Source organism: Lentibacillus sp. CBA3610, from assembly GCF_013373365.1.
Lineage (GTDB): Bacteria > Bacillota > Bacilli > Bacillales > Amphibacillaceae > Lentibacillus.
The window spans coordinates 2957930-2977074 of record NZ_CP035925.1; the positions used below are offsets into that span (position 1 = coordinate 2957930).

At 36.9% G+C, this 19145-nt stretch carries 21 protein-coding genes; 2 read left to right on the forward strand and 19 right to left on the reverse strand.

Features of this window, described 5'->3' with window-relative positions; genetic code table 11:
• Positions 1-57: 57 nt before the first annotated feature.
• From Len3610_RS21160 to Len3610_RS14485, 10 genes are all read right to left on the reverse strand, one after another.
• Complete coding sequence (locus tag Len3610_RS21160) at positions 58-348, reverse strand: DUF3231 family protein (protein WP_255259634.1); 291 nt, start codon at positions 346-348, stop codon at positions 58-60.
• A 506-nt stretch (positions 349-854) separates the two neighbouring features.
• Positions 855-1133, reverse strand: coding sequence for a hypothetical protein (locus Len3610_RS14445; RefSeq protein WP_176448578.1), 279 nt, complete (start codon positions 1131-1133; stop codon positions 855-857).
• A 345-nt stretch (positions 1134-1478) separates the two neighbouring features.
• Positions 1479-2174: a hypothetical protein gene (locus Len3610_RS14450; protein WP_176448579.1), complete on the reverse strand. Its 696-nt coding sequence runs from the start codon at positions 2172-2174 to the stop codon at positions 1479-1481.
• A 515-nt stretch (positions 2175-2689) separates the two neighbouring features.
• A complete protein-coding gene (locus Len3610_RS14455) occupies positions 2690-3049 on the reverse strand; it encodes a PH domain-containing protein (protein ID WP_176448580.1) in 360 nt (119 codons plus the stop codon).
• Between the two features lie 93 nt (positions 3050-3142).
• Entirely contained in the window at positions 3143-4108 is a 966-nt protein-coding gene (locus Len3610_RS14460) for a LacI family DNA-binding transcriptional regulator (protein ID WP_176448581.1), read from the reverse strand.
• An 85-nt stretch (positions 4109-4193) separates the two neighbouring features.
• A complete protein-coding gene (locus Len3610_RS14465; protein WP_176448582.1) occupies positions 4194-4883 on the reverse strand; it encodes an AAC(3) family N-acetyltransferase in 690 nt (229 codons plus the stop codon).
• A gap of 210 nt (positions 4884-5093) precedes the next feature.
• Positions 5094-5543, reverse strand: a complete 450-nt coding sequence (locus Len3610_RS14470) for a DinB family protein (RefSeq protein WP_176448583.1) — start codon at positions 5541-5543, stop codon at positions 5094-5096.
• An 87-nt stretch (positions 5544-5630) separates the two neighbouring features.
• Entirely contained in the window at positions 5631-6725 is a 1095-nt protein-coding gene (locus Len3610_RS14475) for a threonine synthase (protein WP_176448584.1), read from the reverse strand.
• 156 nt (positions 6726-6881) lie between these two features.
• On the reverse strand, positions 6882-8540 hold the full coding sequence (locus Len3610_RS14480; RefSeq protein ID WP_176448585.1) for a S9 family peptidase: 1659 nt from the start codon (positions 8538-8540) through the stop codon (positions 6882-6884).
• Between the two features lie 220 nt (positions 8541-8760).
• Entirely contained in the window at positions 8761-9042 is a 282-nt protein-coding gene (locus Len3610_RS14485; RefSeq protein WP_176448586.1) for a hypothetical protein, read from the reverse strand.
• Positions 9043-9456: 414 nt separating this feature from the next.
• Here Len3610_RS14485 and Len3610_RS14490 point away from each other — a divergent pair, with 414 nt between their 5' ends.
• Entirely contained in the window at positions 9457-9693 is a 237-nt protein-coding gene (locus Len3610_RS14490; RefSeq protein ID WP_176448587.1) for a hypothetical protein, read from the forward strand.
• A 1047-nt stretch (positions 9694-10740) separates the two neighbouring features.
• Here Len3610_RS14490 and Len3610_RS14495 read toward each other — a convergent pair.
• From Len3610_RS14495 to Len3610_RS14530, 8 genes are all read right to left on the reverse strand, one after another.
• Positions 10741-10944, reverse strand: a complete 204-nt coding sequence (locus Len3610_RS14495) for a hypothetical protein (protein WP_176448588.1) — start codon at positions 10942-10944, stop codon at positions 10741-10743.
• Between the two features lie 155 nt (positions 10945-11099).
• Positions 11100-11387, reverse strand: coding sequence for a TIGR04104 family putative zinc finger protein (locus tag Len3610_RS14500; protein WP_176448589.1), 288 nt, complete (start codon positions 11385-11387; stop codon positions 11100-11102).
• Between the two features lie 52 nt (positions 11388-11439).
• Positions 11440-11997 (reverse strand): GNAT family N-acetyltransferase, encoded by a 558-nt coding sequence (locus tag Len3610_RS14505; RefSeq protein WP_369693587.1) that lies wholly within the window; start codon positions 11995-11997, stop codon positions 11440-11442.
• A gap of 51 nt (positions 11998-12048) precedes the next feature.
• Positions 12049-12234 (reverse strand): hypothetical protein, encoded by a 186-nt coding sequence (locus tag Len3610_RS14510; protein WP_176448590.1) that lies wholly within the window; start codon positions 12232-12234, stop codon positions 12049-12051.
• 136 nt (positions 12235-12370) lie between these two features.
• A complete protein-coding gene (locus tag Len3610_RS14515) occupies positions 12371-13261 on the reverse strand; it encodes an alpha/beta fold hydrolase (RefSeq protein WP_369693699.1) in 891 nt (296 codons plus the stop codon).
• Between the two features lie 149 nt (positions 13262-13410).
• Positions 13411-13947 carry a tubby C-terminal domain-like protein gene (locus Len3610_RS14520; protein ID WP_176448592.1) on the reverse strand — a complete coding sequence of 179 codons (537 nt, stop codon included), beginning with the start codon at positions 13945-13947 and terminating at the stop codon, positions 13411-13413.
• A 121-nt stretch (positions 13948-14068) separates the two neighbouring features.
• A complete protein-coding gene (locus Len3610_RS14525) occupies positions 14069-14611 on the reverse strand; it encodes a Yip1 family protein (protein WP_176448593.1) in 543 nt (180 codons plus the stop codon).
• A 267-nt stretch (positions 14612-14878) separates the two neighbouring features.
• Positions 14879-16321, reverse strand: a complete 1443-nt coding sequence (locus tag Len3610_RS14530; protein WP_255259635.1) for a spore germination protein — start codon at positions 16319-16321, stop codon at positions 14879-14881.
• 583 nt (positions 16322-16904) lie between these two features.
• Here Len3610_RS14530 and Len3610_RS14535 point away from each other — a divergent pair.
• Positions 16905-18101 (forward strand): MFS transporter, encoded by a 1197-nt coding sequence (locus tag Len3610_RS14535; protein ID WP_176448594.1) that lies wholly within the window; start codon positions 16905-16907, stop codon positions 18099-18101.
• Positions 18102-18372: 271 nt separating this feature from the next.
• Here Len3610_RS14535 and Len3610_RS14540 read toward each other — a convergent pair whose 3' ends face one another.
• A complete protein-coding gene (locus Len3610_RS14540) occupies positions 18373-18519 on the reverse strand; it encodes a hypothetical protein (RefSeq protein ID WP_176448595.1) in 147 nt (48 codons plus the stop codon).
• Positions 18520-19145 lie beyond the last annotated feature (626 nt).

A 19145-nucleotide genomic window follows, 5' to 3' on the forward strand; every position in this document is an offset into this window, starting at 1 on the left:
AGCTGAACCTATAGCATTGCTTGTCAGACCAAAACTGCTAAAAACACTGGTACATCATCAATTTGGCTGAAAAAGGAGTATTGGTCGAATTAGATGTACTGTTAAAAGTCCCATATTGATGGCTGTAATCATACGCAAGTGCATGATATCAAACATTTCATCGAATAAACGAGGTGCACCAGGTTCTACGTCTTTTTGAGTAAAACCAACCGGCAGAACAGCCCCTTCGTCCTGAAATATTTCTATCAGTGTTTCGACATGTTCACGTTTCTTGTTGTAATAGGATTCTAAAATATCTTTGGCTTCCGGATTCTCTGCTTTTTCAATGTAATATTCCAAAAACCGCATGTTCATCGTCTTGTTTTGATAAGATTGCGCGAGAATTTACCAAAATTTTTTTACGATAACTTTTAATTGTTCCGCTAAATAGCCCGATGATTGAAAATGCCTGTTCGACAATCGTGCCAGTTTACGGAAGATTGAATAACACGAAAAGGTCATCAACGTTCTTTAATTTTTTGGTACTGCCTTTACTAAAAGAGTACCATTTCCTTAGGGTTCTATTTCTTCTAACTTGTTACTTTCTTTTCCAATAAACATTTTCTCGCTTATGTTTAATACCATCAATCCACACAACAGATTCTTCTTCATTAACCTCAAATATTAGAGTTACTTGATATAAACCAAGTCTTACCCAATAGCCTTTTAAAGTCCCATAGGGTATTTGTTTTGCAGTCAAAACAGGCATATATGACAATCATTTATAAGCATCCAAATATATCCGTTCCTTAACTTCTGGAGGATATGCAAGTATATTGCCTAATTCATCAAGGGCAGTTTGTGACCAATAGACATTATAAGTTTTGTTCACTTTCAAACTCCCTGATTTTATGCTGAAGATACTTTAATCCCTGCTCTTGATCATAAATACGTCCATTTTCACGATCATCCCGACTTTTCTGTACTTGCTGAATGAGTTCCTTATCCTTAGAAAAAAGGTCTAAATCCATTTGATCAATGGCTTCTCTTTCCCGTTTCATATTTAAATAACCAATAAAGTCATATATCTCAGCCGTATCTTCTTCGTGAATAAAGTCAATTAGCCGTTTTAGTTCTTCACGATTAACACTCATTTTAAACACCGCCTTATTATTTACTAACACCATTATACCATTGAATGAATCATTTCTAGAACCCATCCTTATTTCAATATAAAATTTACTACCAAATCTTATTCAATAAGCGCACCCATTTGCTTAACAATGCACTTTTCCACCCCCTGCTTCTCTCGGAAAACCTATTCTGATGGTTGGTTAGATAACAATCGACGATAAGAAGTAACGAGATACAATGTAGAGCTTTTCATTAGAGAAATGGAAATTTTTACCACTTCCTATTGTATAAGAACCAGAAGACTTATGAGTGAGAACAAAAACTGCCGAATTCTCGACAGTTTTTATACAACACAAAGTCTTATATTAATGATAGCTGGTATCTTGGCTGTTGTTTAGGTCGACCTTATCTTTTATTTTTTCTATGCCTTGTTCAGCCACTTCGCCTGCAATCGTCACAACGTCTGTATCATAATTTGCTTCTTTTGATACCTCGAATTGGAGTTGCTCTGCATAAGGTGCTGGTCTATTCATCATGAAAGCAGAGATTGCTTCACTATTTTTATCACGAGCTTCTTCAGCGCTTAATTTGCCTGTAACGATATCATTCATTAAATTGAGGGCAGCGATATTAGCGGCTTCCATATCACATCGAGATGATACTTCACCTTTTGTTCTTTCAACAATCACGCTTCCATCAAATTTTGCAAGCTCACTAAACATTTCGGATGGGACGGAATAGTTAATATAGTTTTCAATACAGTCCGTATGCGGTTCTGGAAAATCGTGTGGAATCTCATCGCGATATACAATCGTTCGTTTCCAAGGTCCATTATTATACCAAATCAATCGGCTTTGTGTTGCTTCATTTGGTGAACCGTATTGTTCAATTGTAAGATTGGCTGCTTTTTTAGGCATATCATTCCAATCATTAACAATATCTTTAACTTTCCCTATATCTTCAACTGTTTTAGTTGTTTGTTCACCACCCCCAACGGTCTGCAATTTAAAATCACTTCTCATAGCAATTGCGGCAGTCTTCAGCTTTTCTTCTTGTTCCATTAATACCTCCGTGTATTTGTGTTTAATATCTATTTTGTAATTTGTACTTCCTCTGCGAAAATATTCACTTTCCTTGAATGATTGTGATCTTTTTTAAGGAATCTTATATTAGTGTTAAATGCAGGTATTATTGCATTTAGAATCCTTTGAATTTTATTTTTGAAATACTTTTGTACAGTTAATACTTCCGTGCCATAACGATCTTTCACACTAATTTTCCTTGTAGAGTTTTTCATTGCGGGGAGTTCATATTCTAAATAATTTATAATTATAATCATCTCCATAATCAACAGCGTGGTCCGATAAACCAATAATCGAAGAAAGCACTTTTGTTCAGAAAAGCGCCTGATTGTTCAATATGCAGTTGCTGTTTGTAAGCTAAAATGGCCCTTTAGGCGCTCATACTTATTCAAGGAAAGCGCCCGATTGTGGCAGAATGTGTACTTTCCTACAAAAATGGCAATCTAAGAAGTCCCATTTGACTATACATGTATATAGAACAGTAGCTAAATCCCCTAGCTACTTTGCTGAAAATTCCTTATTCCTGGAGCATGATTTGAAAAAAGCTTGATTGTTTCTAAAAAGAGTTCCGTATTTCCTTTATTAACTAATTTCACGGCAACAGAAACACCGTTGTGAAATGAAAATAAAGAATTCACTACATCTATCCGAATAATTTCTTCATAATGATAAATGGCTGTCTCGCTTTGTCCAATAAGAGGATATTTGGTATATAAAATTAACCTCTTATTGGTCGCAAGCATATTGCCAAATTTATAGGTTATGCCAAAATTCTCTTTGACTTCAAAGGTGGCTGTTATTTCATCAATTATGCTTTCATCAGGTGATAATAATGAGTTCTTCCATTTCTCCACAGTTCTCACTCCTTAAGCCCAAATGTTTTTAAAGCGCTTTAATTAAAGCTTAATTTATGAAAACATTATCAGGTCAAGGAGTTTAATTTTAATTTAAGCTATGGTAGAGACAGTATGCCGTTTCACTAACTTAAAAGGAATTTTAACTTGCTCATTAGAATCGGTATAGAACAACGTAAACGCCTGTTCCCCAATTTCTTTTATGTTTGACTCCAAAGTTGTCAGTCCTAAAGCTTCTGACATAGGGTTATTATCAAATCCTATAATGGATAGTTCTTCAGGCACTTTTAATCCAATCATTTCAGATTGGGATATCATACCAGCAGCCACTTCATCACCATTTGTTAAAATTGCCGTTGGAATACTGTTTAGATCCCGCAATTTGTTAATTATTCTTTTTCCATCATTCATTGTGTAACAATCTGTGAACATCCAGTCATCCAGTATTGGTTGATCAATTTTTGTAAGAGCTGCTTTAAACGCAGCATAACGCATTTTACTGCTTAGACTATACTTTCTTCCAGTGCAATAGCCGATTTTTCGATGACCCTCTTCAATAAGATAATTTATACCAGTAAGAAATGCATCGTAATGGTCTGTATAAGCACAAGGTAGTTTTTCAAATCGTTCACAGGACACAATAGGACCATATTCTGTATATGGAATAATTGTATTCCAGTCATTGGAACGAGAGCAGATTATTAAACCATCCAAGTTCTTTCCCTTTAGCATATCGAGGTATTTCAATTCTTCCTCTTTGTCATAACTTGTAGGGCAACATAGAACTGAATAGTTATGCATAAATGCGTTTTTCATAACCCCTCCCACCATTGCCTGAAAGTAGGGATGATCGATATAAGGAATGATAACTCCAACCGTAAGTGTTTTTCCTTTAACAAGATGGATAGCATTTAGATTTTGGTGAAATTTTAATTCCTCAATAACCTGTTCCACCTTATTTCTTTTTTCATCGTTCACATATGGATGGTTATTCAAAACCCTTGAAACCGTGGAAACAGACACCTCAGCTAATCTTGCAATGTCCTTGATATTAGTCATTTTTATTCACCCGTTAGGTTATATTATTTAAAAGACGACCTTTTTACATATTACCATATGATATTCCTTATTAGGGAAAAGCGCCTCATACTCCAATAGCAGGAAACTTTTCCTCATCATAATCAAGCTCAATATATTCTTTCCATACCTTTTGATGATCCTCTAAAATTGGACTCATCTTCGTTACTTCTTTAATCCCTGCACCTTTATGTTCTCCGTAATGCATTGACGTGTTCGTTTCATAATCAGTTCCAAGCATTAACACATAACCGTCATTACGATATATATAAGCAAGTGGTGAGTCATCACCCAGTCCGTTATCTAATGAATGATTATTTGCGATTTCATCACTGTTCTTTCCCCATACTGAAAAAGAGTGTACAGGATGATAACTACGTTTCACATCCGAGTATGTACGAAAGGACTCTGGAATAGCCCCCATTGCTAATGTTGGTGTTATATTGGTATCAAATGGTGGCAGTTCATTCATCACTTCGGTGAGCCATTCTTCTGGAATTGCTGGATTATCCCACTCTCTTGGATCCGATACATCAGCACTGTGAGCTGGCATGATAATCGTACCTTTTGAAGTAATCACATCTTGTAAAGCTTGAATTACAGCTACTGATCCCCCACAGACCCAACCTAACGATTTCATTGAAGAGTGCACAATAACAACCATACCCTCACGTAAACCTAACTTTTTTAAGTCATTTGTAAGCGAACTGCGTGTTTGTGGTGCGTTAGATTGTTGTATTAATTCTGTTTGACTCATAATGAAATATCTCCTTTATATGCATAAAAATACCGATATTAGACTACCAGTATTTTAAAATTGTCACAAATTTTCTTTTATTAACTGTTCTGATATAAAACCGTTACTCCGCATTATGGCCCCTCAAATCAAGAAAGAAGGCAATCCTTATTCCATTCTCGTTTGCGTAAGATCGATGGCACAAATATTGGCTGTCTCTATAGTGTGCTTCTACCAAGTATCTCCGCCCGTAGGAGGTGGCCACTGATTCAAAAAGCGTCTGATAATCACAACTTGCCCGGAATGGTAACTATTATGGGAAATTAACGAAAGAAGATGCTCCACCTGACCATTTGAAACGCCATGCTCGTTTTCTGCAAATCCTACAGCTTCATTTAAACCATCTATAAATTTGTTTACAGCCAATTCCCAATCCTTTTTGGCAGATGGTTTTATCTCTGTTGGCCATGTCTCTGAAGCATGTTTTGGCGGTACTGTCTCTTTTCCCTTCAAAAGACGTAAAATATATTCTTGCCAGTAGATCATATGATTTAGAATTTGCCAGATTGAATGCTGGTTAAGAACCACCTTACCTGCTTGCTCGATGCCTAATCCATCGAAAAGCGTCAATGTGTTAACGTGAGCATTTTCTCCGTATAATCCTTTGGTTAAATGGTTCATAGCTTAGTCACCTCTATGTAAAAACTACTGAAACATTCCATCATTATTCAATTCTTGCTCCCGATCATATTGCTTAAGATCCAATCTTTATATTGGTGTAAATCTTGAAGAGGTTGTTACTGCTACTATCCTATCATTTTCTTCTACTAATTGATCTCTAATAATTTGGTTAGTTGCAGCAATTACAGTGGATGATGATAACTCTAAATGAATCCCTGACCTGCTCATCAATGCTTGAGATTCTAAGGCATCTTCTTCTGTTATATTAATAGCATACCCGTTACTTTCAATGACTGCTTGCAACGCCTGCCATGTAACTGTTGTACCAGCAATTGACTTTAAATTAGTTTTTCCACCAAAGTGTTTTGTGTAATCCTCACCATCTAAAACCTTGCTAATTCTCTCAAATGGTTCAACAGCAAACAACTTAGGAATTTTTTCAATAAATTTTGCTTGCTTAAGTTCAGAATAACCTTCATAAATTCCCCAAATTAAATCTCCTCGTGACGTTGGTACAACCAATGCATTGGGATTATACCCTAATTGACGGTAACATTCCCTTGCAATCAATTTATAAGCCTGAACACCAATAGGCTGACTTCCTACTGGTGGATCAATAAAATTCGTGGCGGAAAGAAATCCATCTTTGACATACCTCTCAGTTAATTCCCATCTTTCTAAAGATGTTTTTGTCAAGACTAGTTCAGCTCCGGTACTCTTAATGTATGAAGCTAACTCATGATTCAGGCTATCAGTAGATATAATCACACAAGGAATGTTTGTATAACTCGCATACGAAGCGAGGGACAACCCTGCATTTCCACTTGAAGCAGCCACAACTCCTTTATACCTTTTTGAAATCGCCATAGATACGACAAAAGAACTCATTCGATCCTTATGTGAGCCGGTAGGATTTAAAGCTTCATTTTTTATGTAAAACTTCCCATATTCTGTTGTTACATCAAGTAATGGAGTTCTTGCCTCGCCAAGACTAACTGGTTTTAGAAATGGGAGCCAATTTTCACCGTCGAAAAAGCCTTTGTAAATCGGTTTTACACTAGCGGGCTTGCCATTCAACTTACATTTAGGACACCCTTCATACATGTCTTCAAATGGGTACTCCCTTTTACATTTAATACATTGGTAACCAATTATTTTGTCACTAAAATTTATTTGATTCATCAGCAGTCCTCCCTCTTCACTATCCCAGTATTTCGCATGAAAGTTTGAAAACGGTCATCTACAACATACTTTTTCGTATTATCCGATATTGGCGCCATTCCTTATTAGGGAAACGCGCCCGTTTGTGTAACAAAAAGGTTCATTCTCCATATACCTTTACAGGTATTTGTCAAACCAGGAAAGCACCCGATCATAATAATCCTGTAAATTTTCTTTTTGCCATGTCCCTTGCCAATGACCTTCGTCGTAAAGAACCAACTCAGCTGTTTTATCCAATCGTTTAAGAGACGAAAAAATTGGTCCTGCTTCATTACGACATAAATTATCACGAGTTCCTTGGACTACAAGTACTGGAGTTTTTATTTTGTGGAAATCAAATAATGGGGAATTTCTAATATATCGGTCTCTATTCTCCCATAAAGTCGCTCCCATATTCACTTGCCCATCCTCAATCAATCCGTAATTATGATAGAAATTATCATAATCAAAATCTGTATACAAACTAATTAAATTCCCAATACCAGCAGATACTACAGCAGCTTTAAAACGCTGTAATCTCGTAATAGCAATCAGTGTTGAATAACCGCCAAAAGAATGGCCTATAATACCGATCCTGTCGGAATCTATATCAGGATGTTCTGCAAGCGCGTTAAAAGCAGATTCAATGCCATCAGTGATTTCACTTGCCGGTTCATGGTCTTGTGCCATTGGAAGATCAGGCAAGAATACAGCATATCCATGGGATGCAAATAGCTGATGGTTATCAGCTGCTGAAGGACTTAAACCAAAAAATCGTACGTTTTGTGATTGCATTGAACCGCCATATACACGCATAATCGCTGGAACTTGACCTTCCCTATTTTTTGGTAAAAGCAAAGCACCTCTTCGTTTATTCCCTCCTTTTGTCCATGTGATTAACTGCGTAGATCCTAACTCCACTTTTGTTTGCAATTTTGTAAATTCAACAATGCATGAACCTGTTTTGGATGCTATATCAAACACTCTTATTGCTGGAGGCTGATCAGCAGCCTGAGTCCAATAGATAATCATGTCAACATTATCACTTTTCCCGCATACTGCTCCTCCCCCATACCACGGCAAGTGCCTTCCAAATTCCTCCACTATTTTCTCTGTTTCTCCAGTTGTATAATTTACTCTCCAGAATCCATCGAGTGCTTCTGCCGGATCGCTGGTTTGAACAATGACATTTGTTCCAGATTGATTTCCTTCAGGCAAAATCGCAGTAACTTTCCGCTCACGAGGTAAAGTAAACTTTTCGATATGCCCGGTTAACGAGAAATAACACCATAAATCCCCATTAGCTACCATCAAAATTGCACCATTTGACATTGGAAAAGGACCTTCGTAATCTCGCCCAAAAGAGATGTCTTTTTGTTCATAAAGACGTTTTTGATTTGATGAAGCAAGATCAACTAACCATAGACTGCCATCTGACAAAGGGCCAGTCGTGGAATAATAAATTGATTGATCATTGTGACTCCATGAAAAACTCATGCCATAATTCATACGAATTCGTTCAGCAATACACTGCTGTTCACCATGGCGTTCCTTAGTTTTCAAGGGAGAGATCCACAAGTCGAACACATTTTGTTGTGTATTTTTCTTTTCTTCTCCCAAACAACTTGTAAAAACAATATGCTCCCCATCATTAGCAAGAGCTATTCCGACCGGCCTCAATCCGCTGCTAAGAATGGTAGAAGCCTCCGTTTCAATATCAATCATAACAATATCAGCTCGATAAATATTTACCCAGGACTGTTGATTTTTTTCCTTTTCTTCTACCGTATTTCCCATTGTGGTAAACACCTTAGGCTTTGAATTGGAAGAATTCTGATTATGACCAGTTTTTGAGAATGAGTTGAAGCCATTATCTGGCATGGATTTAATGATAACGGAGCCCCCATCCTTCGTCCAAATCGGTTTTTCGAATCCAAAAAAGGGCGGGCAATGATATCAGATATAATGTTTAAGTTTCGATTTAAAGCAAACCACAGACAAAGGCGAGCTGCACCATCTATATCAGCAAAAAAAGCGAGAATTGTACCATCAGGTGACCATACCCTGCCCAACTGCTATCAGATTGAGGAGCAACCTGAAAAACACTTTCTAATACAAAATTATAAACCCATTGGGAATTACCTTTAACAGCCTCAGACACCCCGACTGATTCTTTTCCTTCAGATGTTCCACTTGTACAAAAAGCCAGCCATTTATTATCTGCTGATATAGACATATGAACTCGATCAGCAGGTTCTTCGATGCATAAAACATCTTCAAGCGTCAAGGTTTTATTCATTGAATCCCCCATAAATTAATTTTTTGGCTCATGTCACTTCTATGCAATTCTTCCAACTTAGATACATTATGAAATGATATTCAGCTATCCTGCCTAATTGAAATTATTCCCTTAAATGGCCTTTATCTACAATACGGGCGCAGATCTTTATTACAGAAAAGCGCCCAATTGATGAACATTTAGTAACTTAATTCTGTTTGATTTTAAAACCTTTACTGTATATAGTATTTTCTTAAACTGAACCCGTTCACTTTTGACTAGCATGAATAAGGCTAATACGTTGTCATATTACTACCAGTAACAGCATTGCTAAGGAGAGTGGGCAAATGTAGGTTTTAAAAGTAAAGTCTTGATACCATAATTTTTATTAGTGGCTTAATTCTATTCCTAATCGTTGATTTCAATGGAAAGTCTTTGGCTCAAGATAATACATTTGAGCAGCAAATTAAAAATTTTGGAGAAAAACAAACAAACAAAGTTCCTGAAGACTACACACCAGAAGAGGCAATGGAAAATGGTGATATTACTCCAACTAACATCACTCCAAAGCAACGTGAAAAAATCAATCAGTTTAAGAAGAACGCATGGAATGGTAATCTGACTTATTCGATTTACCCAATTTTTCAAAGTCTGGAGACCCATATATACTGAATTCCAATTTAACGGTGACCTATATACTATCGTTGGGATTACAAGAGATGAAAGCGGATCATTAGCAGAAAATATGAATACAGGGGGATTTAGCGTACAAGAAGATACTGTAAGAAGCTTGTAGACAATCCCGAAAATTGCCGTTATATCACAAAACTTTTATAAGTATGAAAGTCATGAGTTTTAATTTATTCCATCTTAAATGTAGATTTAATTTTGCACCCTCAATTTTGTGGTGCTTTATTATACAAAAAAATAACCCAGTACGGCAAGAACTCAGTAATTATTCGTATATGCTTTTAATTTTATTATTTAACTAAAGCGCCCGATTGTTGCACTAATCAATATTTCTACGGAAAGCTGTAGACCACTTCACCTTCCTGATCAAGAAATTCAAACTTCGGTACAGCAGGCAAGTTTAACGTTTGACCCGTATCTCCAAAATGAAGTATTTGGGATGGGAATGGTTGAACAAGATGGAAAAAGAGAAGTCGCGCTTGTTTGCAATTTTTATTCCTGATTAGCGCCCGTTTGCTTAAGGCCTGGTCATTGTTAATTCAGATTACAAACGTACTTATAACAAGAAACGTTGTTGACATTAAAGATAGTAAAAAAATGAATGCTGCGTAAAACAACAACTTCGCCTTTTCATTCATAGATGAAATATTGTTACGTAACGGTGAAAACCCTAACAGCACACCACTTAGGACTGTTATTAAACCGAATAATATATTGATTGTACTAGCCATAAATGTCCCAATCATAAATAACATTAAAGCCAAAGCTGGGTGAAAAAAAGTCCTAATAGCCACTTGATATCTCCTTTCTTCGTAATCTAAACAAACAGTTTTCAATAATGGCGCCCGATCGTATTCTGGAACTACTACCTTAAATTAAGAAAAAGAACAGGAATCATTAATATAAGAATTACACCTATAACAGTTACTGATATAATTTTAGTTAAATCTTTTTTTACTTTTTTCTCCAAAAAAATACCACCAATATATTTGACATTTATTCCACAACTGCGACTGACTGTAGATCGGTTTAACTCTCTTTCAAAAATTTCTTATATGCTCTTGAGGTGATTAAAGATATAACGCAAACCGCTGCAAATGAAGCAATTCCTACAACGAGCAGATAAACTGCTGTATTAGGCTTAGGGTTATCTACAACAAGAAAAGCAATAATAGTAAAAAGCAGTGAAAGTCCGATTGCCTTTAACACTGTGTTTTTTCTTGTTTTTTGCATAATTTACACTCCCTCGTAATGAACCATATTTTATTTCGCAATCTGGCCCTTCAGTCAAAAAAGGGCACAATTCTTATTCCGGATATGCGCCTCGTTTACGGAATATCGTTATAAGATCATTCTAAGCAACTGACCTGATTGTTTAGTATAATTTGTCACGATGCCTTTTCGTATTGAACAACAAATGGTGTGAAGAAAGAACCGACAATTAATATAAGAGATCCTGTACCAATGGTTACAAAAACATTATTGAAAGGGGTAAGGAAATACATAAATATCAGCATTGGTAAAATAGTCAGAATCACAAATGTAAATCTGCCAAAAATAGTTATTTTATGTCTAGCACCGCAGTTTTCACATTCAATTGGTTTATACATCCACCAAAACGATTTATAGATTTTACTCCAGCTAAATTGTGCATTGCAGTTTTCGCATTTTTGCAAATCAAACCTCCCTCCCTCCTTCTACTTTTCTGGAATAATCCATATTTATTTATTATATAAACCGATAATACCTCAACGAAATATAGTTTTCTCCCTCTACATTCGCGTAACCCGGCTTTTCGTATTTAAAAGTAAACCCTCTTGCTTCATAAAAAGGGATTCCCTTTTGATTACCCTTTTGAACTGAAACCCACTGTTCCCTGGCTCCAAACTCCTTTTGCTGATCAGTAATTGCATTTAAGATTATTGTACCTATTCCTTCATTTCTCCTCCCAGGATCTAGATATAACACAAAAATTTCACCAGTAGTATTTCCGATCATACCTCCACCACCTGCGCCAATTACTTTTTCATCCTCCACAGCAACAAAGTAGCCTCCCCAACCTCTGTTAGACACTGATACTTCCTTGGAGATTCTGTCGTGATTATAAAATTCTTTAACAACTCGACGAATGTAGTCTTTCGGATGAGTATTGTTATATGTAGCCCAGTATGCCTCAGTACATACTTCTGCAATTCCATCTATGTGTCGTTCATCTGCTTTTAGAACACTAATCATTGCTTGCATCACATCTTTTCCAATTGGTAAGATTTTGACCTTATTCTTCATCCAGTTTAGTCGCTAATACTTATTCCTGATTTGCGCCCGATTGTTGAACAGTCATTTCTTGATATTTCCCATCTTTTCTACATGTGGAAGAAGAATTGCCCAAGCAAGAAAGGTTCCGATAAACGAAGTAATTGTAACCATCCAATGAACAGAACCAAGTTGACTTTCAGTTAGGAATGCTGTCGAGATTGCTATAAAAAGTGCTGCAGATAATGCCATTCTGAATCTTTTGTTCATAAGCGTCCTCCTCACCATTTAGCTGTTTTCTATGCTCTGCCGATCTTCAACAAAATAGCCATACAATGGCAAATTGGGCGCAGTTTTATTCCATATTTGCGCCCGTTTGCGGTATAGTCAGATCAAGGCTCTCAAGCTAACATGTCCATTGTCTTAACAAATTAATATTAAAAAAGTCATTAGCAATTTTATTCATTTCATTTGGCTTTTCCACAACGGTCCAGTGACCGCAATTTTCTACTTCAATTAACTTTGCATGAGGTATATGTTCTAACAATAATTGGCTTATTAATTTGGGAGTTAAGATGTCGTGGCTGCCTTGTGCAATTAAGATAGGGATATTCTTAATCGTATCTAATTTATCAGTCAAGTCATAATGTTCCAGAATATCGTTTCCAATGGCATCATTTACTGTCTGATCAATAGATGTTTTGGCTTTTCGCTTTAATGATTCCTCTGAGTAAACGTAATATTTGTCCAGAATTGACAGGATCTCTTCATTTGATGATTCCCCTCTTTTGACACCCTCCTCCAATTTAGAGAGCTTTGTCTTGTCTTTTTCTGACAATCTTTTTTCTAATTCTTCTCCAAAGGTTTTAAAACCTTCAGCTGTAACACCTATGGCAGCAGTTAGAAGAATCTTATTTACCCTTTCTGGATAAGTGGTTGCATATAGTAGGGCAAGCATCGAACCCCATGACTCACCGAATAGATTGATTTTTTCTAGTTTAAATTCCTTCCGTAATAACTCCAATGTATTTACTTCATCTTTCATCGAATATTGATTATCTTTAGATGGTTCTGATTTTCCGCTACCTCTTTGGTCATAAAAAATTAACCTAAAGTTATGAGATAAGGGCAAAACATGAGGAAGAAAAAAACGTTGTTCGCTTCCTGGCCCACCGTGTAAGAAAACTATAGCTTCACCATCACCTATTGTATTGACATGCAATCCTTGAAAATCAGCATTAATGAAATTGACCACCTTTTCATCTTTATTATTCATTTTACGTGTCCTCCGAATAATATTTTTTTAAACCTTAATAATAATTGTTTCAAATCTCTGTTATTTTCACAAGGAGTTATTCCGTTAAATGGTCTAATTAGCCGATAATAGAAGTATTTTGTTCCTGATAAGCGCCCAATTACAGAAGAGTCGTTTATTATTTTAATGCCCTAGTAACCAATAAAATATAGCATTTGCCCTAGGACAGCATAGAATAAAGGATCTTGAATGGAAGCATCTTCATCGACTTCAATATGAGTTTTGAATTTTTCTTTTATTTTAGATTGCCACTTTGCAATCTCTTGTTCTTCTTCGTAAAACCGAACCCAATCGAACGTATCTGTTTGAGAAATGATTTTTATATTGTCACTTTCTATTAAAAACTCAGAGTTAATATTTGTATAATTTATCTGTTTTGCGTGGAATGTTAACTTTTTCTTATCCTTGCTTAAAAAGTGTATGTAATAGTCCGGCTTTTTAATCATAGCAATCTTTACATAACCGTCAATCTCCATCTCACCTGTTGGATTCATTGCTTTCACTCTAACAATTAAATTGTTTTTACCTATGAGTGAATCAATTATGCTATGAAAAGTGGAATTGTAATACCTTTGGACACTTCCCATCAATTCCCCATCAGCCCTAAGTACTTCGCAACTCTTAGTAGAATTTTTAGTTAATGGGGCTTGATAAAAATAAGTATTCATATAATCCTCCCATAATAAAAATATCATATATTATTCCATTAAATGGCCCTATGATGCAATATTAGCGCTAATCCTTATTACGGAAAAGCGCCCGTTTGCAGTAATACGTTATACCCTCGTTTTACATCTCATTAAAAAGAGTGGCTACCATAATAAATACAACAGCAACAAACCATGCCAGTTTCTTAGAGAATTCGGCGACCCTTTCCAAACCAAACGCTGTTAAAATAGTAATCCAAACAGCAAAGATCCAATTAATTATAGTATTTGTAAATAATACTTCAGGATTTCCGCCCATCATAGAAATGGTAATCCCATTAACTATTTCATTTATCCCTAATATAATCGAAATATATGCATTCATAGAACATAACTGTTTAAAAGTAACAGTTGATTTAGAGGCAATTGTTGAACTAAGCATAAATAACCCACTCAGAACAGTAACTCTTAAAATAATCCCGATGATAACTCCAATGATAATTATAATGATGGAGGTTTCATTTATACCAAACTTAAGTAATAATCCGCCGGCACATAAAACCATTACACTTACTATTGCACGCCAGATAAGTGGGCTTTCATAAATCCGATCGAATTGCTGTGACGGATTTGTAATTATTCCACTAAGAGAAGGATTTGGAACTCTTGTATTTTCGTCCGACATGTTTATTAAACTCCTTTAATCATTCGATACCCCTAATTTTCATTTCATAATCTAGCCTTTATCAAAAAGAACTGGCGTAATGAATTATTCAACTTTCGCGCCCGTTCGTATTACGGGATACCAGATGAACATCTTAGTCAAAAATTCATTTTCTAGAATGCTCATTTCCCATAGCTCCTGTATCCGGCACCTATTTGTGAAGTCTAAATGAGAAAAAAGCCATTAACGGTAGGATTTTATCGTTGATTGAAATCATTGTCTATCCCTCTATTTATCATTTTCATTGGCAGTAGGCCGTTTAACATCACTTGGACGTACTTGAAAGGGACGTTTGTTTTGCGTGTTAAACGGCAAACGGATTAAGGCATCCTTGAAATCTTGAGGGCGGAATGGAAATACCGGCGCAAAGAACGGCCTTCCTAGCGATGTCAGCCGCAGCAGGTGTACCATAATGTAGGCAATGGCAATCGCCATACCAATGATTCCGTAAACACCCGCAACAATGATTAATGGAAATCGAATAAGCCGGATCGTGTTACTCATTTTATACACCGGAATTGTAAATGATCCCAATGCAGCCAGTGCCACAAGAATCAATAGCACTTTACTTGTCAACCCCGCCTCAACAGCCGCAGTTCCGATAACGATACCGCCCACAATACCGATTGTCTGACCAATTTTGGTGGGCAGCCTGGCACCCGCCTCGCGCAGCAATTCAATGGCGAATTCAAGAATGAGCGCTTCCAGAATCGGTGGAAAAGATACCTGTGTTCTGGAATGGACGAGTGTAACGAGCATGGCCTGTGGTATGATTTCAAAATGATGGGTCAGTACCGCAACGTATAATGGCGTGATCAAAATTGAGAAAAAGACGGCAATCAAACGAATTAGTCGGAACGACGATGCAATTATCCAGTTATAAAAATAGTCGTCGAACGCCCCAAAAAATTCAATCAATGTAGTTGGACCGAGTAATGCATGCGGCGAACCATCAACGACAATCACAATTTTCCCCTCCGCCAGTACAGAGGAAACCCGATCAGGTCGCTCCGTATCCAACAGCTGCGGGAAGGGTGAATTTTGGTTATCGGCAATTGTCTGCTGAACAAACGAACTGTCAACGACCTGGTCGATTTCCACATCTTTGATACGCTGAACAGCCGTGTTGACGTTTTCTTCATCAGCTATCCCATCTATTGAAACAACAGCAACTTCTGTTTTCGTGATAGTACCGACTTTTAATTTTTTAACATTTAATTCAGGAATCGCCAGCCGTTTACGAATCAGATTCAGATTCGTATCAATATCTTCAACAAACGCTTCTTTAGGTCCAACAACACTAAATTCGATTTCAGGAGTGGATACCTGACGTTTTTGATCAAGTGGAAGCGGAATCAGCAAATATGCCGGGCTGACATTCTCCATGTAAATAAATACAAAACCATTCACAAGCTTATCGTGAATTTTATCCTGACCAGGATTATCCGCTAATTCGGTTTTTGTGAACGGGATATACTCATTTAATTCGCTTAAATCGTTATATATGTACGCTTGTATACGCGGCAGAATATATTTTTCAAGTTTTTCCGGATCAACAGCTGCTTTTAGATAACCTAAATATATTAGGCCTTTTTCATGCTCATGCTGATAATGAATGAAACCATCTTTCTGTTTTAATTCTTTTAACAGCCTGTCAAATTCCCTTTGCACTTTTTCTGTGACGCTTTCTTATTCATGCGAACATCCTTCTGAGCTAAACGATATGTTGACTTTAGCATGAAAAATTAAGTGCGTTATTATTCACCGGCTGGACCAGGGTGCCATATAGTGGTCTTTTAGAATGCTATTCAAAATTAACTTAATCACTTTATTCACTTCAGCATTAGCTTCATTCAACACTATGTTCTTATTCAATTAAATGGCCCTTATATGCGATCGGCGCTATTCCTTATTAGGCAATAGCGCCCGTTTCATGAAGAAACAGAGCTTATATTAACTGGTATTGAGCGCCAACCTTCCTTTTTATCTGGAGTTAAAAGTAATTCACAAGAAAGTCAGACAGATCACAATATACTTAATTTAGTCAAAAGCATAATTCGCTTGAATGAATTGAAAAATCATATTCTATTCCATTTAACGCTTAAAATGATATCCCCACGGCCATTTCCATAATCCTCTTTGTTGCCAAAATTACTTCTTTAATTTTTTCCGAAAATCACCTAGACATCGACCCATCAAAGGTGTAACATAACTATTCGTGATTAAAAAAGCTAAGGAAAGGGGCGTGCCTATAATGCGCTTAAACTTCTCAAGAAACATAATCCTAACCGTATTTATGCTTGGTACTTTTGCCATTGGGATGACAGAATACGTCGTGACAGGTTTATTGACACAGTTTGCTGCAGATTTAAACGTGGATGTGTCAACGACAGGATTGCTGCTGAGTGTCTACGCGATCAGCGTAGCCATCTTTGGGCCACTCCTTCGAATGACAACGATTAAATTTCCACCCAAACCGCTTCTCCTAGCGCTGACGGGTGTATTTATCATTAGCAATATCATTGCTGCCACCGCACCAAACTTTGAGGTCTTATTACTATCACGACTATTATCGGCAACCATGCATGCGCCCTTCTTCGGCTTATGTATGAATTTGGCTGTGAATATATCTAAACCTGAAGAGCGAACAAGAGCGATTGTCGCCGTACAAGGTGGGCTCACGATTGCCGTCATGCTTGGTGTTCCTTTTGGTTCATTTCTCGGAGGAGCACTTGACTGGAGACTTGTTTTTTTGTCTATAGCTATCCTCGGGATTTTGACGTTTGTTGGCCTTTCGTTCGTTACACCGAATGTCAAACCAACGGAAGCTCCGAAATTGAAAAAAGAACTTGGGATCTTTAAAAATAAAAATGCACTCATGGTGATTGCCATTATTGTGTTTGGCTTTTCTGGGAATTTCACTGCATATACGTTCATAGAACCAATGATGCAGGAATTTGCTGATTTTGGCGTGACTGGCATTACGACCGGGTTATTTTTCTTCGGACTTGGTGGTGTCGTTGGAAACCTTGTTTCCGGCAAATTTCAACCCCCTCGTCTAACAGAACGACTTATGGCAGCCTTAGGCATTTTTGCGGTTGTACTTGCGTTGTTTACTTTCTTACTCCCATACGCTCCCTTAACATTTGTGATGTGCTTCTTGTTTGGTGCAGGAGCGTTTGGAGTCGTACCCATCTTAAATTCCAAGATTATTATTGGTGCTCCCGAAGCACCATCCTTATCAGGAACCATTGCAGCCTCCGTCTTTAATTTGGCCAATTCCATCGGTGCAACATTGGGAACCATATTGTTAAACACTGGATTGACGTATACCATGATCACCTTTGTAGCCGCAGGTATGATGTTGTTTGGAATGCTTCTCACAATTTTCATGCACAGAGTTGAAGACAAATCGTTATTCCAGACGCACGGAGAAGTCGAGCAATCTTGAGGCTCGGCTTTCTTTCTATTACTAGGATTATCTTAATAACCTGAGGTACCCAGAAGTCCCGAAATTTCATGTTTGATGTCTTACATTGTTCACCCTTACATGCTAATGGCGCTGTTCCTTATTAGGGAGAAGCGCCCGTTAAAGAAGATAGATATATGTTATGTTGGCAGTAGTGATCTTCAACTTTGCTTCCGATCATTTTTTCAATGTTATTTTTGTAAGGTCTTGGAATTTAGATATTAAGTCTCTTACACATTGCTCACTTTTATATTCACCGTTTCCATTTTTGGACAATGTCCAACCTCGCATACACTTGCTTTAAAAGAGCTTTGGCATCTCCATTCATTATATTTATACTGTTCAAAGTATCTTCATATTGTTTCACAGATTCCTCAGAAGGTATCTTGTCTTCAAACATTAAACATTCTCCTGTCCCATTGATCTGTCTTATTACAGAAGAGCGTTCCATTCCACAATAACTATGCTTGCGGTTATTCCAATAAAGCGCCCTATTGAGGAAGATTGGTTTAAAGATTAGACAGCTTTAAGTGGTACTTTACTCCAACCCACGCTTATACCTTATAAACATAATACCGGAATAAACCACTGTGAAGGTTATTGAAGAAATAAGAAAATTGGATAAACCCCCCGGAAAATAAAACAAAATTCATTATAAAAAATGTGATGTTCACCAAAATCAAGGTAATAACTGTCCTACTCAATAAATTAAAATTTTTCCATTTGGGCGAGCGATCCAACATCAAAGCGAATATCCCCAAAACTAACACAAAAAAGAATCCAAATAACGATACCATTAGACTTTTCTGTTCCACGACATAAGTAGTATAGAAAACAGCAGCAGATAACACAGCAAACAGTAAAATACTAATCCACATCTTAATACCGATTGTCCAATTCATTTTTCCCCTCTTTTTAAAAACGATTTTATTCCGTAATTGGATCCATTATAACTGATTTTAGCACCATCATTTTATTAGGGAAATGCGCCCGATTACTGAATAGTCTTTTCCGATATTTAGCTGG